Genomic DNA, 19876 nt, shown 5'->3' with positions numbered 1-19876 from the left:
GAAAAAAGGGCAGGTTAAACCTGCCCTTTTCTATTTCGTCCGCGATTACGGTTTTGCTACAAAACCAATCGCTTCGTAGACTTTTTTCAGCGTTTCAGACGCACGGGCGCTGGCTTTCTCCGCCCCATCTTTCATCACCTGCTGCAGGAAAGCTTCGTCATTGCGATAACGGTGATAACGCTCCTGCAACTCGGTCAGCATGCCGGATACCGCATCCGCGACTTCGCCCTTAAGGTGACCGTACATTTTGCCTTCAAAGTGTTGCTCCAGCTCAGGAATACTCTGGCCTGTCACCGCAGAGAGAATATCCAGCAAGTTAGAGACACCCGCTTTATTGGCAATGTCGTAACGCACTACCGGCGGCTCATCGGAGTCGGTGACCGCACGTTTAATTTTCTTCACGACCGATTTAGGATCTTCCAGCAGGCCAATAACGTTGTTGCGGTTATCGTCCGACTTGGACATTTTTTTGGTCGGCTCCAGCAGCGACATCACGCGCGCGCCAGATTTCGGAATGAACGGCTCCGGCACCTTAAAGGTATCGCCATAAATGGCGTTAAAACGCTGTGCAATATCGCGGCTCAGTTCCAGATGCTGTTTCTGATCTTCACCCACCGGTACCTGGTTCGTCTGGTACAGCAGGATATCGGCAGCCATCAGCACCGGGTAATCAAACAGACCGGCGTTAATGTTCTCTGCATAGCGCGCAGATTTATCTTTGAACTGCGTCATACGGCTCAACTCGCCGAAATAGGTGTAGCAGTTCAGCGCCCAGCCCAGTTGAGCATGTTCAGGTACGTGGGACTGAACGAAGATGGTGCTCTTCTGCGGATCGATACCACAGGCCAGATAGAGTGCGAGGGTATCCAGCGTTGCCTTACGCAGCGCCTGCGGATCCTGGCGCACGGTGATGGCATGCTGGTCAACGATGCAGTAGATACAGTGATAGTCATCCTGCATGTTCACCCACTGACGCAGCGCACCCATATAGTTGCCAATGGTTAATTCACCGGAGGGCTGTGCGCCGCTAAAAACGATGGGCTTAGTCATTTTTCGTTTCCTGATTTTCACTGTGCGGGAGCCCGAGTGCGGGCAGTAAATCTTTTAAGCTTTCAAACACGAAGTCTGGTTTGCTTAAGGTGATGTCTTCGCCGTAGTTGTAACCGTAAGTCAGCCCTACAGAGGTGCTGCCTGCCGCCTGAGCGGCGAGAATGTCATTACGCGAGTCGCCGACGAAAAGCAGCTCATGAGACTGAATATTGAGCTTTTTACACACCAGAAGCAACGGTTCCGGATGCGGCTTTTTGTTCACCACGTCGTCACCGCCCACCACGAAGGTGAAGTACTGTGCAATACCGAGCGCTTCCAGTAACGGTGCGACAAACGGCGTCGGCTTATTGGTGACCAGCGCCAGAGGCAAACCTTTAGCATGTAGCGCCGCCAGCGTATCTGCGACGTCCGGGAACAGGAAACTGCCCTCTTCCACGGTCTCTTCGTAGTAACGGTTAAACAGTTTTCGCAGCATACGAACCTGTTCTTCCTGCGGCACATCACCGACATCAACATCCGGTTTACCTTGTGCAGCACGCTGAATAGCGCGCTCCTGGCGTGACCAGTTAAACGCGCGCTCCATCAGCACATCGGCGCCGTTACCAATCCAGGTCACCACGCGCGCCTCTCCGGCCTGCGGCAGCTCCAGCGCATACAATGCACTGTCTACGGCGGCAGTCAGGCCCGGTGCGCTGTCAACCAGCGTGCCATCCAAATCAAAAGCAATACCCTGAATTGACTGCATTTTACTCATGACTTACCTTTGCCAGTTCGCGACGCATTTCATCAATGACTTTTTTGTAATCCGGTTGGTCGAAAATCGCCGAACCCGCGACGAACATGTCCGCCCCCGCGGCAGCAATTTCGCCGATATTGTTCACCTTCACGCCGCCGTCGACTTCCAGACGAATATCGAAGCCGGACGCGTCAATGCGGCGGCGTACTTCACGCAATTTATCCAGCGTGTGCGGGATAAAAGACTGACCGCCAAAGCCCGGGTTAACGGACATCAGCAAAATCACGTCCAGCTTATCCATCACGTAATCAAGGTAGCTCAGCGGCGTGGCCGGGTTAAACACCAGCCCGGCTTTACAGCCATGCTCTTTTATAAGCTGCAGCGTGCGGTCAACGTGCTCAGACGCTTCAGGATGAAAGGTAATGATGCTTGCGCCCGCAGCGGCAAAGTCCGGCACCAGACGGTCGACCGGTTTCACCATCAGGTGCACGTCAATAGGCGCGGTGATGCCATAGTTGCGCAGCGCTTTCAGCACCATCGGGCCAATTGTCAGGTTCGGGACGTAGTGATTATCCATCACGTCGAAATGGACGACGTCCGCCCCGGCAGCCAGTGCATTGGCGGTGTCTTCACCCAGACGGGCAAAATCAGCCGACAGAATCGAAGGGGCAATCAAATACTGTTTCATCCGCATCTCCTTGAAAAATGATAAGTCGGCAGGCTGGCGGCGCGGTGAAAGCAGGTTACCGGGTTGCCGGGCGGTAAAGCGCCAGCAATTCATCCACCTTTTTACGCGTGCCGCCGTTACTGCTGATACTGCGACGCACTTTCACCACATGCAATTTTGCCTGACGGTACCACTCGCGCGTTAGCGCTGTATCGTGGTTGGAAATTAACACCGGGATCCGGTTCTGCACCAGGCTTTCGGCAATCGCCGCCAGATGCGCCTGCTGCTCCAGATTGAAACTGTTTGTGTGATACGCCGTAAAATTAGCGGTAGCGGAGAGCGGCGCATAAGGAGGATCGCAATACACTACGGAGTTCTCGTCGGCGCGCGCCATGCTGTCGGCGTAAGATTCGCAGTAAAAGAAGGCATTCTGCGCTTTTTCTGCAAAGTGATACAACTCTGCTTCCGGGAAATAGGGTTTTTTATAACGCCCGAACGGCACGTTAAATTCGCCACGCAGGTTATAACGGCAAAGACCGTTGTAACCATGACGATTGAGGTACAAAAACAGCAATGCGCGCCGGAACGGATCCTGGCAGGCATTAAACTCATCGCGCAGCGGGTAGTAAACCACAGACTGATTGGTTTCAGGCGTGAACAGTTCCCGCGCATGATGCACATACTCATCAGCACGGTCTTTGACGATGTTGTAAAGGCTTATCAAGTCGCTGTTGATATCAGCGAGGATATAGCGAGAGAACGACGTGTTGAGGAACACCGATCCCGCGCCGACGAACGGCTCGATAAGGCATTCGCCCTGTGGCAGATGCCTTTCGATATCGTCCAGCAGGGGGTACTTCCCCCCCGCCCATTTCAAAAAAGCGCGATTCTTTTTCATGCTGACTGATTGCTTACACTCTCTCCGGCTGTGGAGAAAGCTCCGACAGCATCTGCGCTTTAAACATTACTTCAGATCGGCCTGAACCTGATGCAGCGGTTTCGCCCACGGGTTCTTCGCCTGTACATCCGCTGGCAGTGCAGCAACCGCGCGTTTTGCATCATCTTTCGAGGCATACACGCCGCTCACCAGCACATACCACGGCTGACCGTTACGCGTGGTCTGATAAACAACGAAGTTTTTCAGATTTTCTTTCTTCGCCCACGCATTCAGGTTGGTGGAGTTCGAAGAGCTGCTCAGCTGCAACGTATAGTGGCTACCTGGCGCCGCTTTCAGTGCAGCGACATTACCGGTCGATGCTGCACCGCTTGCAGCAGGCGCTGCGCTCGCCGCTGGCGCAGTGACAACCGGCACAGCTGCCGTCGCGGCCGGTTTCGGCTGGACTGGCGTTGCTGCCGGCGTTTTCACTGGTGCAGCCGTCACGGTTTCAGTGCGTTTCGGCGGCTGAGCAACCGGTTTTGATTCTGCCGTTACCGCCGGGGCTTTCACCTGCGGTTTCGGCTCGATAACCATTTGCTTGCGCTCAGGACGCGAGGCAGCGGTATGGTTTTCCGCCGTTGCTGACTGCTGGCGGGCAGCGGCATTGCCATTACGCACCGGCGCAACCGTTGCCGGTTCGGTTGGCAGCGTGGAGTTAACGGCGCTGTCAATCTGCGACTGGTTTTGCGGCTGCGACAGCGCGCTGTTCAGATCGCCCTGCACTTCCACACGCTGCTGACCTTCTGGAGCAGTTGGCGTCTGGCCCTGCGACGGGGTAGATGAGATTGGCGGCAGAGAGACATCCTGCGATGGGTTACCCGCAGTCTGCGGCGCAGAGGCTGTACCCGGCGCTGGCTGAGCACCGTTCGTTTGATCGGCAGTGCCGCCAGGCGCACTTGCATTGCCATTATTCGCTGAGAGATCGATATTTTTCTCAGCCGGGGCTTGTTCGGTCGTGGAGGGCGCAGGCGATTTCAGCGCAGAGCCGATGCCAACAATCAGCAGCAACAGCACCAGAATACCCACACCCATCATCATGTACTGACGGGACGCAGGCCTTGCAGCAGCGGCCGTTTTACGCTTGCGCGGACGACGTTCTTCACGCTCCTCGTCCAGAGCGCCTTCATCCTCGTCATAACCCTCTTCCTCGCGCTCATCACGCGCCCGGCGGGTACGGGAAGGACGACGATCGTCGGTATCAAGATCAACATCATCAAAGTTGATCTGCGGCTCATCGACGCGATCGGAAGATTGACGAGAACGACCAGCACGACGATCGCTGGGATCGGGTTTCAGCTCGTCTTCTGGTTTGAATTCATCCATTTAACACCCCACTCAAAGGCGCATGCTACGACCTGCATAGCGCCCGAAGTTAAACGTCACGGCTTACCCGTGACCAGACCTTTCTAATTAGTTACGCTTGCTGGCAATCAGCAATAGCGGCCAGAACTACGTCGTGCGGCACTCCGCCGCGTACTTCACTCTTCCCTATGGCCAACGGGAGCACCAAGCGCATCTCCCCCGCCAGCACTTTTTTATCGCGCATCATATGCGGCAGGTAGGCTTGCGCGGACATGTCGCGAGGACCGTGCACCGGCAACCCTGCTCGTTCAAGCAGAACAATAATACGCTGCGTATCGGCCTTGCTGAACTGGCCCAGACACTCTGATGTGCGTGCTGCCATCACCATGCCAGCCGCAACGGCTTCGCCATGCAACCAGTTGCCGTAGCCCATTTCCGCTTCAATGGCATGGCCGAAGGTATGACCGAGATTCAGCAAAGCACGCAGGCCTGTTTCACGCTCATCGGCAGCCACGACTTCGGCTTTCAGTTCACAGCAACGGCGAATGCAGTACGCCATCGCCTGGCCATCTAGACGCAATAACGCGTCCATATTCTCTTCAAGCCATTCAAAGAACTCGCCGTCGAGAATAATGCCGTATTTGATCACTTCCGCGAGACCGGAAGACAATTCGCGGGCAGGAAGGGTATCCAGACAGTCGAGATCCACCACCACAGATGCAGGTTGATAGAACGCGCCGATCATGTTTTTACCGAGAGGATGGTTCACCGCCGTTTTACCGCCGACGGAGGAGTCAACCTGGGAGAGGAGCGTGGTCGGGACCTGGATAAAACGCACGCCCCGCTGGTAGCTTGCCGCCGCGAAGCCGGTTAGATCACCGATCACCCCACCGCCAAGCGCGATCAGCGTGGTGTCGCGCCCATGAGGTTTTTGCAACAGCGCGGTGAAGACCGTATCCATTACCGCCAGGCTTTTGTATTGCTCGCCGTCCGGCAAAATAACACTGTCGACTTTCACCCCAGCCTGCTCAAGCACGCGGCGAACGTTATCCAGATAGAGCGGAGCCAGTGTTTCGTTGGTGACCAGCATAACCTGATCACCAGACTTCAGCGGCGCGAAGGAAGCTGGATCGTTAAACAAACCAGCCGCAATGGTGATAGGGTAACTACGTTCCCCGAGAGTGACGGTAATCCTCTCCATGACGCGACATCCACCTTAGTTGCTTAAACCCGCAGGCCTTGTATTAAGCCAGAATTAGTTGCCTTCCAGCATATGAATAATCTGGTTTGCGACTACTTTAGCGCTCTGATCGTCGGTACGAATGGTCACGTCCGCAATCTCCTCGTACAGCGGATTACGTTCGTTGGCCAACGCTTCCAGCACTTCGCGCGGCGGTGAGTCCACTTGCAGAAGTGGGCGTTTTTTGTCACGTTGCGTGCGAGCCAATTGTTTTTCGATAGTGGTTTCCAGATAGACCACTACGCCACGGGCGGAGAGACGATTACGGGTTTCGCGAGATTTCACAGAACCGCCGCCGGTTGCCAGTACAATGCCCTGCTTTTCCGTCAGCTCATTGATGATTTTTTCTTCGCGATCGCGGAAACCTTCTTCACCTTCAACGTCGAAGACCCAGCCCACATCAGCTCCGGTGCGTTTCTCAATCTCTTGATCAGAATCGTAAAATTCCATATTGAGTTGTTGAGCTAACTGGCGCCCAATAGTGCTTTTGCCGGCACCCATAGGCCCAACCAGAAAGATATTGCGTTTCTCTGCCATTTTTTTGGTACTACTAAGACTATTCGTTGATGATAAACCCGCTGCGCAGACACCTGGCGTAGCAGGACATGAACTGAAACCTCATATGCGATAGTGCGAGAGTCAGATCGAAAATTATCTCAGTACTCCGGCTTGTTTGGCAACACATTAAATTACCAGTCGGGCGCGGATACCTGTTCAGGTGCGACGGAGACCACTGACGCTCAAATCGGTACTCCTTGTAAGCTAAATCATCTCTCACGTCAAACACCTGAACTAAGTTCCGTAGAAAAAGGGAGGGTAACGGCGGGATTAATGTACCGATGCCAGTCGCGGGGTAATAAACACCACCAGCTCGCGTCGTTCATTATCCTTTGTATCGTGACGAAATAACCGCCCGAATCCTGGGATGGCGCCGACCCCGGGAACCCGGCTTTCGCCAGCGGTCTGCTTTTGCGAGAAAATGCCGCCCAGCGCCAGCGTATCGCCGCTTTTCACCTCCACCTGCGTTTCAATTTCCTGTTTATCAATCGCCATCGTTTCACCACCGGCCTGTTGCAGGATCTGGCCGGGCATATTCTGGCTAATACGCAGTTTTAAACGCACACGCTTATCCGGCAATACCGTCGGCGTGACGTCCATACCCAGCACCGCCTCCTTAAATTCCACCGATGTCTGTCCGTTGTCACCGCTGGAGACCTGATAAGGGATTTCACTGCCTTGCTTAATGCTGGCAGGCTGGCGATGTGATGCCAGCAGCCTTGGACTGGCAATGATCTCCAGTTGCTGCTTTTGTTCAAGTGCGGACAGCTCAAGCTCCAGCAAGCGGGCATTGATACTGCCAATATTAAATCCCACCCGGGTCGACGCGGTCGGTACAGACAAATCGGCAGACAGCGCACCAACCTGCCCGCGTGCCGTCGATTCAGCCTGCGCCAACCCCCACTTCACACCCAGCTCTCGCAGGCTTTTTTCATTAATGGTGACGATATGTGCCGCCAGTTCAACCTGCTCAACCGGTAAGTCCATTTGCGCCACCCATTTTTCCAGCGCCGCCAGCCCTTCTTTATTATCACGGACTAATAAACGGTTAAGACGCATATCCACCGTGATTGTCCCTTGCGGGCTCAGCATCGCTCCCCCGGCTTTTGCCAGTTCCCCGGCGTCGGCATAACGCAACTCCATACTACGACTCAGGACAGGCGCATTCTGTTTACGTTTTGCCTGCGCCGCCTCCCGTTCAGCCTGCTGTTGCTGTTGCCGCGCGGCCGTGTGCGCCAGCCAGATATTCCCTTGTTGGCTCAACGTAAGCCCAGCGCTGGCGGCTACGGTTTGCAACGCCTGCCGCCAGGGAACATCCACCAGATGCAGCGACAACGTGCCGTTAACGTCCGGCGGGATCACCAGGTTTTGCTTCTCCAGCGCGACCAGCGCCTGCAGCACTTGCGCGACGGGCGCATCATCCACCGTCAGCGTCACCGGGGTTAGTGTCTGTGCGCAGACGATCGGCAAACTGAAGCACGCGGCGCTGACTATCCATTTTTTCATCCTGATCTCCTTCTCGTTTCCAGCGCCATTCTGCTGGCGTACAGCGCTCTCCCAGGGTTATTCGTATGCCATGTTCGTTGACGGCAATAACGCGCCACCCCGTTGGCAGCGTCTCTCCCTCGACGACCCGGCGCCATCGCCCGCTGTCATCGCGTAAAATGCCGATGCTTTGCTCCCCCGCCACGACCCCATGAAAACGCCAGTTTGCGAGCTGCCCCGTAAGACAGGTATCCCGCGGAGGCTGAAAGGGATCGCGCATTCCGCTCAGCAGCAAGCAGAGTCCTCCGGCGCAGAGCAGGCGTTTAGCGGTCATGATCATGTTCCAGCCCCAATGTAAAGCGCAGCCCATTTTCCTCAGCAATCAGCGAGAACGACGGAACCAACATGTCGCGCTGCGCCAACATCAGAAACGTCCCGCTAACCAGCGCCCATTGCGTTTGCAGCACCATTTCACCGCCGTTTTGCGCCGGTTGCCAGCGGAGCAACTGCCGTTCATGGGTATGAAAATCCAGCGGAGTAAACGGAGACAACGCGGCGTCGGTAGCGCTTTGTGGCGGTGGCGTGATATCGCGCAATTTACGCCACTGCGCACGCAGCGCACTTTCATTTGCTTCCTGCAGGATCAACAGTTGCGCTTGCCTGTCTTTTAATGGGGAAACAACCAGCCACCACGCCAGCATCAGCCCACAAAAGGCGCCCGTAAGCCAGCACACAACGCGCAAGCGTGGCGACATGGCAAACCAAAAATCAGCGTTAAGGGGCACGAAGAGGCTCCTTATTCAACTGGTAATGGAATTGCCATCGCCCTTGCGCATCGCGCACCGTCGCCCCCGTAGGCAAAAGATGGAACCCCGGTACAGCCCGCAGCGTCGTTTCAAGGTCGTTTAATGACGCAAACGCTCTCGCCAGACCCGACAGTTCCAGACGCCCCTGCTGCCAGCGAAGCTGCGTCAGCCAGGCCTCCTGCGGCAGATTTTCCGCCAGCGCAGAGAGCAGCGGCTGCCAGTCCCGGGTCTGCTGCCTCCGCTGCGCCCGCGCTTGCGCCTGCTGCCATTGCTGTTGCCTGAGCAGCAGCGGCTTCTCTCTGGCGATCAGCGCCGCCAGTACGTTTTCGTCCGATTGTCGCCAGATTGACGCCTGATGAAGATCGCCCGCGACAGTACCGCGCCAGACCATACAGCCAATAACCAGCAATAATGCCGTGCCCGTAAAGGTTGCCGCCCATACCCGCGCAATGTGCTGCCGCCTGCGCCGTCGCCAGGGTAAAAAGTTGACCAACTGCGACATCAGCACCTCCCGGCAAGCGCCAGCCCGAGAGCAACGGCATAGCTGGCCCCGGCTTTGGGCAGCGGAGGCTGGCGCCACGGAATAACCGACCAACAATCGAATTCGCCTTCCGCCTCGCCGCAAAGCGTGATTTCGTCAGTTGCCAACCCAAGCAGTGCGGCCAATTGTGCAACGGTATCGGCCTCCTCCAGACCTCGTCGCCCCCAGCTCTCTTTTGTCGCCCACAGCCATTGTCGTTCATCACGCCAGGCGAGGCAGCGAACGGGAGGAGTAAGCCAGGGAACGAGCGGTTGTAGCGCTGCGGCGTCAGGCGTAATAGAGGAAAGAGTTAACGAGAGCGACTGCGCCAGGCTCAGTAATGTCGCGACATCTTTATTTTGTGCGGCGGTCACACCATATGCGTTTCCGGGTTCATCTTCGGTGAAGTCGAAACAGAGATCGCTTTCCGCCATCTCCAGTTCCCGCGAAACAGAATGAGAAACCCAGCCGGACAACTCCCGCTCGCGCAGCGAGATAGCCGGTCGCGGCAGTTTTCTTTGCAACGTTTGCCCGGCGGGAAACGCCAGACGTACGCAGTGTCGCTGCGGAAGCGCGTGACGCCAGGGGCGCAGTACCGTCAGAAGCTGTTCAGGGGATTTAATCCGCCCTTGCACAATCACGCCATGGGGCAGCGGAAAATGCCACCAACGGCGTAGAGTCTGGCCGCGTCGGCCAGCGGCGATGGCGACGCTGAAGATGCCATCTTGTTGAATATGCAGACCAATCTTCCATTGCCTGAATGCCATAAATTACGATCTCCTTATCGTCTCTCTGGATGACGCTATATCAATGCATCAGGCTTGCCTTTATACTACCGCGCGGTTGTTTATAAACTGCCCAAATGACACTAAATGGGAAATCTCCAGTGAAGTTCGTAAAGTATTTATTCATCCTTGCAGTATGTTGCATTCTGCTGGGAGCAGGCTCGATCTACGGTCTGTACAAATATATTGAGCCACAGCTACCTGACGTCGCGACGCTCAGAGATGTGCGGCTACAGATTCCAATGCAGGTGTACAGCGCCGATGGCGAATTGATCGCACAATACGGCGAAAAACGCCGTATCCCGTTGTCCCTTAATCAGATCCCACCGGAAATGGTGAAGGCGTTTATCGCGACAGAAGACAGCCGTTTTTATGAGCATCACGGTGTCGATCCGGTCGGGATTTTCCGCGCCGCCAGCGTGGCGTTGTTTTCCGGCCATGCTTCACAGGGGGCGAGCACCATCACGCAACAGTTGGCGCGTAACTTCTTCCTGAGCCCGGAACGCACGCTAATGCGTAAAATAAAAGAAGTGTTCCTGGCCATCCGTATTGAGCAGCTACTGAATAAAGATGAGATCCTTGAGCTCTATCTCAACAAGATCTACCTCGGTTACCGCGCCTATGGCGTGGGCGCAGCGGCACAGGTCTATTTCGGTAAATCCGTCGATCAACTGACGCTGAGTGAAATGGCGGTGATAGCCGGTCTGCCTAAAGCCCCGTCGACGTTTAACCCGCTCTACTCGCTTGATCGTGCAACAGCCCGCCGCAACGTGGTGCTGGCGCGTATGCAGAGCGAAGGCTATATCACCCAGGAACAGTACGATCAGGCGCGCGGTGAGGCTATTGATGCCAATTACCACGCGCCGGAAATCGCCTTCTCCGCCCCTTATCTTTCCGAAATGGTACGCCAGGACCTGGTGGCGCAGTACGGCGATAAAGCCTACGAAGATGGCTATCGCGTTTACACCACCATCACCCGTAAAGTGCAACAAGGTGCTCAGGATGCGGTGCGCAATAACGTGATGGATTACGATATGCGCCACGGCTATCGCGGCCCCTCCAATGTGTTGTGGAAAGTGGGTGAAGCGGCATGGACCAGCAAAAAAATCACCGACTCGCTGAAAACGCTGCCGACATACGGACCACTTTCTCCGGCTGTTGTCACCAGCGCGAATCCGCAAGAAGCCACCGCCATGCTGGCAGATGGCACCTCCGTGTCGCTGCATATGGAAGGTGTGCGCTGGGCGCGTCCGTACCGTTCAGATACTCAGCAGGGCGCAACCCCGCGTAAAGTGACCGATGCGGTACAGGCCGGTCAGCAGATTTGGGTTCGTCAGGTAGATAACGCCTGGTGGCTGGCGCAGGTGCCGGATGTAAACTCGGCGCTGGTTTCCCTTAACCCACATAATGGCGCGGTACTGGCGCTGGTGGGGGGATTCGACTTTAACCAAAGCAAATTCAACCGTGCGACCCAGGCGCTGCGTCAGGTTGGGTCGAACATCAAACCGTTCCTTTACACGGCAGCGATGGATAAAGGCCTGACACTGGCAAGCATCCTCAATGACGTTCCGATTTCTCGTTGGGATGCAGGTGCAGGTTCCGACTGGCGCCCCAAAAACTCACCTGACGAATATGCCGGGCCAATCCGCTTGCGTCAGGGTCTGGGCCAATCGAAAAACGTGGTGATGGTTCGCGCCATGCGCGCCATGGGCGTCGATTACGCAGCAGAGTACCTGCAGCGATTCGGTTTCCCGGCGCAAAACATTGTGCATACGGAATCTCTGGCGCTCGGTTCGGCGTCGTTCACGCCGATGCAGGTTGCCAGAGGATATTCCGTGATGGCCAATGGCGGCTTCCTGATTGATCCTTACTACATTGCCAAAATCGAAAACGATCAGGGTAATGTGTTGTTTGAAGCGCACCCGAAAGTGGCCTGCGCGGATTGCGATATCCCGGTGATTTACGGTGAAACACCGAAATCAAACGTTCTGGAAAACAAGGACATGGAGAATGTGGCTCTCTCGCAGGAGCAACAGAATACTTCCGTGCCCATGCCGCAACTGGAACAGGCAAATCAGGCCCTGGTGCAGAGAAGCGGTGGCGAAGAGTATGCGCCGCATGTGATCAGCACTCCGCTGTCGTTTTTGATTAAGAGCGCGTTGAACAGTAACGTCTTCGGCGAACCGGGCTGGCAAGGTACTGGCTGGCGGGCAGGCCGCGATCTCAAACGTACTGATATCGGCGGAAAAACCGGCACCACCAACAGCTCGAAAGATGCCTGGTTCTCCGGTTACGGTCCCGGCGTTGTGACCTCGGTGTGGATCGGTTTTGACGATCATCGTCGCGATCTGGGGCGCACCACCGCTTCCGGGGCGATCAAAGATCAGATTTCCGGTTACGAAGGCGGTGCGAAGAGCGCCCAGCCAGCGTGGGATGCCTACATGAAAACGGTACTGGATGGCGTTGCGGAAGATCCGTTAACACCACCGCCTGGCATCGTGACGGTGAACATTGACCGCAGCACCGGGCAGTTGTCGAACGGAGGCAGCAGCCGTCAAGAATATTTCATTGAAGGTACGCAACCCACGCAGCAAGCCGTACATGAAGTGGGTACGACAATCATCGATAACGGCGAGACCCACGAACTGTTCTGATCCCTCACCACTTCCCTGAGAAGTGGTGTAAAAATGGCAACAAAAAAGGGCGCAAAAGCGCCCTTTTTATTGGCTTACGTCGTTACAGCCGCCCCTGCCCCTTCAGCCACTCACGGACCAGAAACAGTGCGCTGACGTTACGCGCCTCATTGAAATCGGGATCTTCCAGCAAATCCATTAAATGCTTCAGCGGCCAGCGAACCTGTGGCAGCGGCTCCGGCTCATCACCGGGCAAGGATTCAGGATACAGGTCTTCGGCAACGATAATATTCATCTTACTGGAGAAATAAGAGGGCGCCATGCTGAGTTTTTTCAGAAAAGTAAGCTCATTTGCACCAAATCCTACTTCTTCTTTTAGTTCACGGTTCGCCGCTTCGTATATACTCTCACCAGGATCGATAAGACCTTTGGAAAATCCCAGCTCGTAGGACTCGGTTCCCACCGCATATTCGCGGATCAGGATCAGATGGTCGTCGACAATTGGCACAATCATCACGGCTTCGTGTGTGGAAGGACGCATGCGTTCGTAGACACGGCGCACACCGTTGCTAAATTCCAGATCCACACTTTCGACGTTAAACAGTCGTGAAGAAGCGACCGTTTCAACATTAAGAATGGTGGGTTTTTGCAATGATTCGCTCATTATTATCGGTCTTTGCAGAGAAACTTGCGTTATTGTGCGACACTACACACGGTTTGGGCAATGTCATTCGCCGCTAATTTACATTTTCGTAACCTACCAGAAATCAATCCCCAAATAAACCCAAAAGTCAATAGCTTGAAATAAAACTAAGAATTTGCTGATATTCCCGTTAGGGTGGTTTTGCTATTCTTGTGTGTGATGGTATGCGCTTAAAATTACTCAAGTTAATTTCCTGCTTGCGGCGGCCAACCACAACACGTTATTTACGGGAAGGGTGCAACTGACTACACCTGTTAGAAAAAGTAAGATGGGGAAAGCATGAGCACCATTTTGATTTTTTTCGCTGCTATGCTGGCCTGCGCATTCCTCGCTGGATGGATTTTCAGGTTCAGGTCGCAACGTCGCTACAGGCTGCCTTATTTACAGGCCTTCGCTGGCGCGACGACCCGTAAACTGTCGCCAGAAGAGCGCGAAGCCGTCGAAAGCTATCTGGAGTCGCTCTCCCGTACACAAAATATCCCAGGCCCAACCGGCGCAACGACCGCCCCGGTGTCCATCAAATTAAATGCCCAAAGCAATACCGTCCTGTTTGTGGCGCACTCCATTACGCGCTATGGCATCACTACCGACGCCCCCAATAAATGGCGCTACTATCTTGATTCTGTCGAAGTGCATCTGCCGCCCTTTTGGGAGCAGTACATTACCGATGAGAACAATGTCGAACTGATCCGTACCGACTCACTGCCGCTGGTGATCTCACTGAATGGTCATACTCTCAGTGAATATATGAATGAAGAGCGCAGTGGCGAACTGGAGCGCGTTTCTGCGGCGCACTCCGCCATCCGCGGTGAAGAAACGGAGCAGATCGAACTGCTGAATATCCGCCGGGAAACGCAGGAAGAGTTCGCCTTAAGCCGGCCAGATGGCATGCGCGAAGCCCTGCTGGTATCTACCGCGTTCTTACTGTTCTTCTTCTGCCTGGTCGCCCCGGAAGTCTTCGTTCCGTGGCTGGCGGGCGGTGCCGTTATGCTGCTTGCCGCCGGGTTATGGGGGCTGTATGCGCCGCCAGCCAAAAACACCCTGCGCGAAATCCACTGTCTGCGCGGTACGCCAAAGCGTTGGGGTTTGTTCGGTGAAAACAATCAGGAGCAGATGAACAACATCTCGCTGGGCATTATCGACCTGATCTATCCTCGCCACTGGCAACCCTTCGTCACACAGGATTTGGGGCAACAAACGGATATCGATATTTATCTCGATCGCCACGTCGTGCGCCAGGGGCGTTTTTTATCCCTGCACGATGAGGTGAAAAACTTCCCGTTACAGCACTGGGTACGCAGCGCGGTGATCTCCACCGGTTCGCTGGTGGTACTGGCGATGCTGCTGATTTGGGTGCCGCTGGATATGCCGATTAAATTCACCGTCTCGTGGATCAAAGGCGCGCAAACCATTGAGGCCAGCAGCGTCAACCAACTCGAAGCTGCCGGGTTGCGCATAGGCGACACGTTGCGCCTCAGCGGCACCGGGATGTGCAACATTCATACTCAGAGCAACTGGGCTTCGCGTCAGACGTCACCGTTTACGCCATTCGACTGTTCGCAGATTATCTGGAATAACGCACCGCCGCTGCCACTGCCGGAGTCCGGGACGGTGACCAAAGCCACGGCGCTTGCCCAGGCGGTCAGCCGTCAGTTACACCCCACAGCAGAAGATGATTCCCGCGTTAGCCCTGTGCTGCGTTCCGCCATTCAGAAGTCTGGCATGGTCTTGTTGGATGACTTTGCCGATATCGTGCTGAAAACCCAGGATTTGTGTTCCGCTGAAGACGAGTGTTTACGGCTGAAAAACGCGCTGGTTAACCTGGGCAACAGCAAAGACTGGGACACGCTGACCAAACGGGCAAGCGAAGGGAAACTCACCGGCGTGAACGTTCTGCTGCGCCCGGTAAGTGCAGAGTCGCTGGATAATCTGGTCACCACCTCCACCGCGCCCTTTATCATGCGCGAAACAACCCGCGCGGCGCAGGCGCTGAACAGCCCAGCCCCCGGAGGTTTCCTGATTGTCAGCGAAGAGGGCAACGAGCTGGTCGACCAGCCATGGCCGCCGATCGCCCTGTATGACCACCCTGCGCAGGAACAGTGGACTGAATTCCAGAGGCTGGCGCAAATGCTGATGCAAACGCCATTCAGCGCGGAAGGGATCATTACCAACATCTATACAGATGCCAACGGCACCAAACACATCAGCCTGCACCGGATGCCGGATGCCACCGGCCTGTGGCGCTATGCCGGCACCACGCTGTTGCTGCTGACAATGATCATCAGCACCGTCTACAACGGCGTCCTTGCGCTGCGTCGTTACCAGCGTAATCGCACGCGTCTCGAAGAGATTCAGCAGTACTATGAAAGCTGCCTGAACCCACAACTGCTCCCCACGCAGGAAAGCCTCAGCTGATAACGACCCGCTGAACGAGCTGTGTTAACCTGTCGCGCAGGTTTTCATCTGGCTGGAGTTTTCCAATGCATCTTGATATCGCATGGCAGAATATCGATACCGTTCTGCTGGACATGGATGGCACGCTACTCGATCTCGCTTTCGACAATTTTTTCTGGCAAAAACTGGTGCCGGAAACCTTCGGCGCGAAACAAGGTTTAACCCCGGATGAAGCGCAGAACGTCCTCCGCCAGGAGTATCACGCCGTGCAGCATACGCTAAACTGGTATTGTCTGGATTACTGGAGCGAGCGGCTCGGTCTGGATATCTGCGCGATGACCACCCAGCATGGGCCACAGGCCGTGCTACGTGAAGACACCGTGCCGTTTCTGGATGCACTGAAAAAAAGCGGAAAACGCCGCATCCTGCTGACCAATGCGCACCCGCATAACCTGGCCGTCAAACTTGAGCACACCGGGCTCGCGTCGCACCTTGATTTATTGCTTTCCACCCACACATTTGGTTATCCGAAAGAGGATCAGCGTTTGTGGCAAGCAGTTACGCAAGAAACGGGCTTAACCCCCGAACGAACGCTGTTTATTGACGACAGCGAACCTATTCTGGACGCAGCGACCAAATTTGGCATTGGTTACTGCCTGGGCGTCACGAACCCGGATTCCGGTCTGGCGGAAAAAAGCTATTTACGCCATCCGGGAATGAACGATTACCGTCGACTGATCCCTTCTCTTCTTAAGGAGGCTTAATGAAACAACAGCCTGCGCAAGATATCCGACTGGATAAATGGCTGTGGGCAGCGCGTTTTTATAAAACCCGCGCCATTGCCCGCGAGATGATTGAAGGCGGCAAAGTGCACTACAACGGACAGCGCAGCAAGCCGAGTAAAATCGTTGAGCTGAATGCCACCTTAACGCTGCGTCAGGGAAACGATGAGCGCACGGTTATCATTAAGGGCATCACCGAACAGCGCCGTCCAGCCGATGAAGCGGTAGCACTTTATGAAGAGACGGCGGAAAGCATCGAGAAGCGCGAGAAAATGACGCTTGCCCGCAAGCTCAATGCCCTGACCATGCCGCACCCCGATCGTCGCCCGGATAAGAAAGAACGCCGCGATCTGATGAAATTTAAATACGGTGATAGCGAGTAACGCTCACCCGCAAGAGAGACAATTATGGCCCATCAAGACCAATTACACCGCTATCTGTTTGAAAACTATGCCGTACGCGGCGAGCTGGTGACCGTATCCGAAACCTGGAAACAGGTGCTGGAAAACCACAACTATCCGTTACCGGTGAAAACCATCCTCGGGGAACTGTTGGTAGCGACCAGCTTGCTCACCGCCACGCTGAAGTTTGCCGGCGATATCACCGTTCAGCTGCAAGGGGATGGCCCGATGAGTCTGGCGGTGATCAATGGCAATAACCGCCAGCAAATGCGCGGCGTTGCCCGCGTGCAGGGCGATGTGCCGGAAAATGCCGATCTGAAAACGCTGGTCGGTAATGGCTATCTGGTGATTACGATTACGCCAAAAGAAGGCGAGCGTTATCAGGGTGTTGTGGGTCTGGAAGGCGATACGCTGGCAGCCTGCCTGGAAGATTATTTCCTGCGCTCAGAACAGTTGCCGACGCGTTTGTTTATCCGCACCGGCGATGTCGATGGGCAGCCCGCTGCGGGCGGTATGCTGCTACAGGTGCTGCCTGCCCAGGAAACCCAGGCCGAAGATTTCGAACACCTGAGCGTGCTGACGGAAACCATCAAAGCAGAAGAGCTTTTCACGCTGAACGCCGAAGACGTGCTGTGGCGTTTGTACCATGAAGAAGACGTCACGCTTTATGATCCGCAGGACGTGGAATTTAAGTGCACCTGCTCCCGCGAGCGTTGCGCTGGCGCGCTGAAAACACTGCCGGATGAAGAAGTCGATAGCATTCTTGCTGAAGAGGGTGAAATCGATATGCACTGCGACTACTGCGGTAATCATTATCTGTTTAACGCGATGGATATTGCGGAAATCCGCAATAATGCCTCTCCAGCCGATCCTCAGGTTCACTGACAGACTCTTTCACGCCGCCTGCGGGCGGCGGTTTTGCAAATCTTGTCACGTTTCCGCTACAATCCTCTCTGAAACCCTTACGTAATTTTCTTTCATGAAAGCGATTACAGTCACAAAGTAGCCGTTAAAAATGTTGCGTTATGGCGTTTTAAGAACATTTTCCCGATCATTATGATGGAATTTGCCATAATCCGTTCCGTTACGTGACGGGTGTCACAGCGTTTTCCGTTAGTTTGGGTTTGTCGAGATACGTAAATCTATGAGCGTCGTCCCGGTTAACAAATGAAGAACAACCCTACAATTTCAGGCAGTACATCTTGGCTAAGGAGTAGTGATATGCGTGTTAAGAGCTTAACCCCGCAAGATCTCAAGGCTTATGGTATCAACGATGTTCAGGATCTCGTCTACAACCCCGATTACGATATGCTGTATCAGGAAGAGCTCCGTCCAGACCTGGAAGGATATGAGCGTGGTGTGTTGACGAATTCTGGTGCTGTCGCCGTCGACACCGGTATTTTTACCGGCCGTTCGCCGAAAGATAAATACATTGTCCGTGACGATACCACCCGCGACACCGTGTGGTGGGCTGATAAAGGCAAAGGTAAAAACGACAACAAACCGCTCTCCCCTGAAATCTGGCAGCACCTGAAAGGCCTGGTCACACAACAACTCTCCGGAAAGCGCCTGTTTATTATTGATGCGTTTTGCGGCGCCAACCCGGACACCCGTCTTGCCGTGCGCTTCATTACTGAAGTGGCCTGGCAGGCGCACTTCGTCAAAAACATGTTTATTCGCCCGACGGAAGAGGAACTGGCCAGCTTTACGCCGGATTTTATTGTCATGAACGGCGCGAAATGCACCAACCCTCAGTGGAAAGAGCAAGGGCTGAACTCCGAGAACTTTGTGGCCTTTAACCTCACCGAACGCATCCAGTTAATTGGCGGTACCTGGTACGGCGGCGAGATGAAAAAAGGCATGTTCTCAATCATGAATTACCTGCTGCCGTTGCAGGGTATTGCGTCGATGCACTGCTCCGCAAACGTCGGCGAGAAAGGCGATGTCGCGGTGTTCTTTGGCCTTTCCGGCACCGGCAAAACCACCCTCTCCACCGATCCGAAGCGCCGTCTGATTGGCGATGACGAACACGGTTGGGATGACGATGGCGTGTTTAACTTCGAAGGGGGCTGCTACGCCAAAACGATCCGCCTCTCTGAAGAAGCGGAACCGGATATCTTCCACGCCATCCGCCGGGATGCGCTGCTGGAAAACGTCAGCGTCCGCGCCGATGGCAGCATCGATTATGATGATGCCTCGAAAACGGAAAACACCCGCGTGTCGTATCCGATTTACCATATTCAGAATATCGTTAAACCGGTATCAAAAGCGGGCCACGCCACCAAGGTGATTTTCCTGACGGCGGATGCGTTCGGCGTACTGCCGCCGGTGTCACGTCTCACGGCAAGCCAGACACAATACCACTTCCTTTCCGGTTTTACCGCTAAACTGGCGGGCACCGAACGTGGGGTAACGGAACCGACACCGACCTTCTCCGCCTGTTTCGGCGCGGCGTTCCTGTCGCTGCACCCCACGCAGTATGCAGAAGTTCTGGTGAAACGCATGCAGGCATCCGGCGCACAGGCTTACCTGGTCAATACCGGCTGGAATGGCACCGGCAAACGTATTTCCATCAAAGATACCCGCGCCATTATCGACGCGATTCTGGATGGCTCGCTGGACGACGCCGAAACCTTCACCCTGCCGATGTTTAACCTGGCCATCCCCACAACGCTGCCTGGCGTGGATAGCCGGATCCTCGATCCACGCCACACCTACGCCTCGCCGGAACAGTGGCAGGAGAAGGCCACGCAACTGGCTAAGCTGTTTGTGGAAAACTTTGAGAAATACACGGATACCCCTGCTGGCGCCGCACTGGTTAGCGCCGGGCCGAAATTGTAATCCGGCAACGCAAGAGAAACAAAACCCGCCAGTTGG

At 55.0% G+C, this 19876-nt stretch carries 19 protein-coding genes; 6 read left to right on the top strand and 13 right to left on the bottom strand.

The features are described 5' to 3' along the window. Positions 1 to 45: 45 nt before the first annotated feature. The 12 genes from trpS to ACQ3G7_RS19240 form a co-directional block, all read right to left on the bottom strand. The gene (trpS, locus tag ACQ3G7_RS19295; RefSeq protein WP_430891311.1) at positions 46 to 1050 is read right to left on the bottom strand and encodes a tryptophan--tRNA ligase; all 1005 of its coding nucleotides are present in this window, start codon (positions 1048 to 1050) and stop codon (positions 46 to 48) included. Next, the gene (gph, locus tag ACQ3G7_RS19290; protein ID WP_430891309.1) at positions 1043 to 1804 is read right to left on the bottom strand and encodes a phosphoglycolate phosphatase; all 762 of its coding nucleotides are present in this window, start codon (positions 1802 to 1804) and stop codon (positions 1043 to 1045) included. Before gph ends, trpS begins: the two co-directional genes overlap by 8 nt. Further along, positions 1797 to 2474, bottom strand: a complete 678-nt coding sequence (gene rpe / locus ACQ3G7_RS19285) for a ribulose-phosphate 3-epimerase (RefSeq protein ID WP_430891307.1) — start codon at positions 2472 to 2474, stop codon at positions 1797 to 1799. The genes gph and rpe overlap by 8 nt, the downstream gene beginning before the upstream one ends. Positions 2475 to 2529: 55 nt before the next feature. Continuing rightward, the gene (gene dam / locus ACQ3G7_RS19280; RefSeq protein WP_263099046.1) at positions 2530 to 3351 is read right to left on the bottom strand and encodes an adenine-specific DNA-methyltransferase; all 822 of its coding nucleotides are present in this window, start codon (positions 3349 to 3351) and stop codon (positions 2530 to 2532) included. 66 nt (positions 3352 to 3417) lie between these two features. Continuing rightward, positions 3418 to 4713, bottom strand: a complete 1296-nt coding sequence (gene damX, locus ACQ3G7_RS19275; RefSeq protein WP_430891304.1) for a cell division protein DamX — start codon at positions 4711 to 4713, stop codon at positions 3418 to 3420. A gap of 91 nt (positions 4714 to 4804) precedes the next feature. Then, entirely contained in the window at positions 4805 to 5893 is a 1089-nt protein-coding gene (gene aroB, locus ACQ3G7_RS19270; RefSeq protein WP_430891302.1) for a 3-dehydroquinate synthase, read from the bottom strand. A 54-nt stretch (positions 5894 to 5947) separates the two neighbouring features. After that, a complete protein-coding gene (aroK, locus tag ACQ3G7_RS19265; RefSeq protein ID WP_263099043.1) occupies positions 5948 to 6469 on the bottom strand; it encodes a shikimate kinase AroK in 522 nt (173 codons plus the stop codon). Between the two features lie 291 nt (positions 6470 to 6760). Next, positions 6761 to 7996 carry a DNA uptake porin HofQ gene (hofQ, locus tag ACQ3G7_RS19260; RefSeq protein ID WP_430891300.1) on the bottom strand — a complete coding sequence of 412 codons (1236 nt, stop codon included), beginning with the start codon at positions 7994 to 7996 and terminating at the stop codon, positions 6761 to 6763. Continuing rightward, positions 7908 to 8309 carry a HofP DNA utilization family protein gene (locus tag ACQ3G7_RS19255; RefSeq protein WP_430891298.1) on the bottom strand — a complete coding sequence of 134 codons (402 nt, stop codon included), beginning with the start codon at positions 8307 to 8309 and terminating at the stop codon, positions 7908 to 7910. Before ACQ3G7_RS19255 ends, hofQ begins: the two co-directional genes overlap by 89 nt. Continuing rightward, positions 8299 to 8760, bottom strand: coding sequence for a HofO family protein (locus tag ACQ3G7_RS19250; protein ID WP_430891296.1), 462 nt, complete (start codon positions 8758 to 8760; stop codon positions 8299 to 8301). The genes ACQ3G7_RS19255 and ACQ3G7_RS19250 overlap by 11 nt, the downstream gene beginning before the upstream one ends. Then, entirely contained in the window at positions 8750 to 9283 is a 534-nt protein-coding gene (locus ACQ3G7_RS19245; protein WP_430891294.1) for a PilN domain-containing protein, read from the bottom strand. The genes ACQ3G7_RS19250 and ACQ3G7_RS19245 overlap by 11 nt, the downstream gene beginning before the upstream one ends. Beyond that, positions 9283 to 10068, bottom strand: coding sequence for a type IV pilus biogenesis protein PilM (locus tag ACQ3G7_RS19240; RefSeq protein WP_430891292.1), 786 nt, complete (start codon positions 10066 to 10068; stop codon positions 9283 to 9285). Before ACQ3G7_RS19240 ends, ACQ3G7_RS19245 begins: the two co-directional genes overlap by 1 nt. A gap of 119 nt (positions 10069 to 10187) precedes the next feature. Here ACQ3G7_RS19240 and mrcA point away from each other — a divergent pair, with 119 nt between their 5' ends. Further along, positions 10188 to 12740, top strand: a complete 2553-nt coding sequence (gene mrcA, locus ACQ3G7_RS19235; RefSeq protein WP_430891290.1) for a peptidoglycan glycosyltransferase/peptidoglycan DD-transpeptidase MrcA — start codon at positions 10188 to 10190, stop codon at positions 12738 to 12740. An 82-nt stretch (positions 12741 to 12822) separates the two neighbouring features. Here mrcA and nudE read toward each other — a convergent pair whose 3' ends face one another. Further along, entirely contained in the window at positions 12823 to 13383 is a 561-nt protein-coding gene (gene nudE / locus ACQ3G7_RS19230) for an ADP compounds hydrolase NudE (RefSeq protein WP_263099036.1), read from the bottom strand. Positions 13384 to 13701: 318 nt separating this feature from the next. Between nudE and ACQ3G7_RS19225 the strand changes: the two genes are divergently transcribed. The 5 genes from ACQ3G7_RS19225 (at position 13702) to pckA (ending at position 19840) form a co-directional block, all read left to right on the top strand. Further along, entirely contained in the window at positions 13702 to 15837 is a 2136-nt protein-coding gene (locus tag ACQ3G7_RS19225) for an intracellular growth attenuator family protein (RefSeq protein ID WP_430891288.1), read from the top strand. A gap of 65 nt (positions 15838 to 15902) precedes the next feature. Further along, a complete protein-coding gene (yrfG, locus tag ACQ3G7_RS19220) occupies positions 15903 to 16580 on the top strand; it encodes a GMP/IMP nucleotidase (protein ID WP_430891286.1) in 678 nt (225 codons plus the stop codon). After that, positions 16580 to 16981 (top strand): ribosome-associated heat shock protein Hsp15, encoded by a 402-nt coding sequence (hslR, locus tag ACQ3G7_RS19215; protein ID WP_263099033.1) that lies wholly within the window; start codon positions 16580 to 16582, stop codon positions 16979 to 16981. Before yrfG ends, hslR begins: the two co-directional genes overlap by 1 nt. A 24-nt stretch (positions 16982 to 17005) precedes the next feature. Continuing rightward, the gene (hslO, locus tag ACQ3G7_RS19210) at positions 17006 to 17884 is read left to right on the top strand and encodes an Hsp33 family molecular chaperone HslO (RefSeq protein ID WP_430891284.1); all 879 of its coding nucleotides are present in this window, start codon (positions 17006 to 17008) and stop codon (positions 17882 to 17884) included. A 336-nt stretch (positions 17885 to 18220) separates the two neighbouring features. Then, positions 18221 to 19840: a phosphoenolpyruvate carboxykinase (ATP) gene (gene pckA, locus ACQ3G7_RS19205; protein WP_430891282.1), complete on the top strand. Its 1620-nt coding sequence runs from the start codon at positions 18221 to 18223 to the stop codon at positions 19838 to 19840. Positions 19841 to 19876: the final 36 nt, after the last annotated feature.

Source organism: Kosakonia sp. N21 (assembly GCF_050587465.1).
Classification (GTDB): domain Bacteria; phylum Pseudomonadota; class Gammaproteobacteria; order Enterobacterales; family Enterobacteriaceae.
Note: the sequence above shows the minus strand (reverse complement) of the source record. Positions and strands in the feature narration are given on the sequence as shown.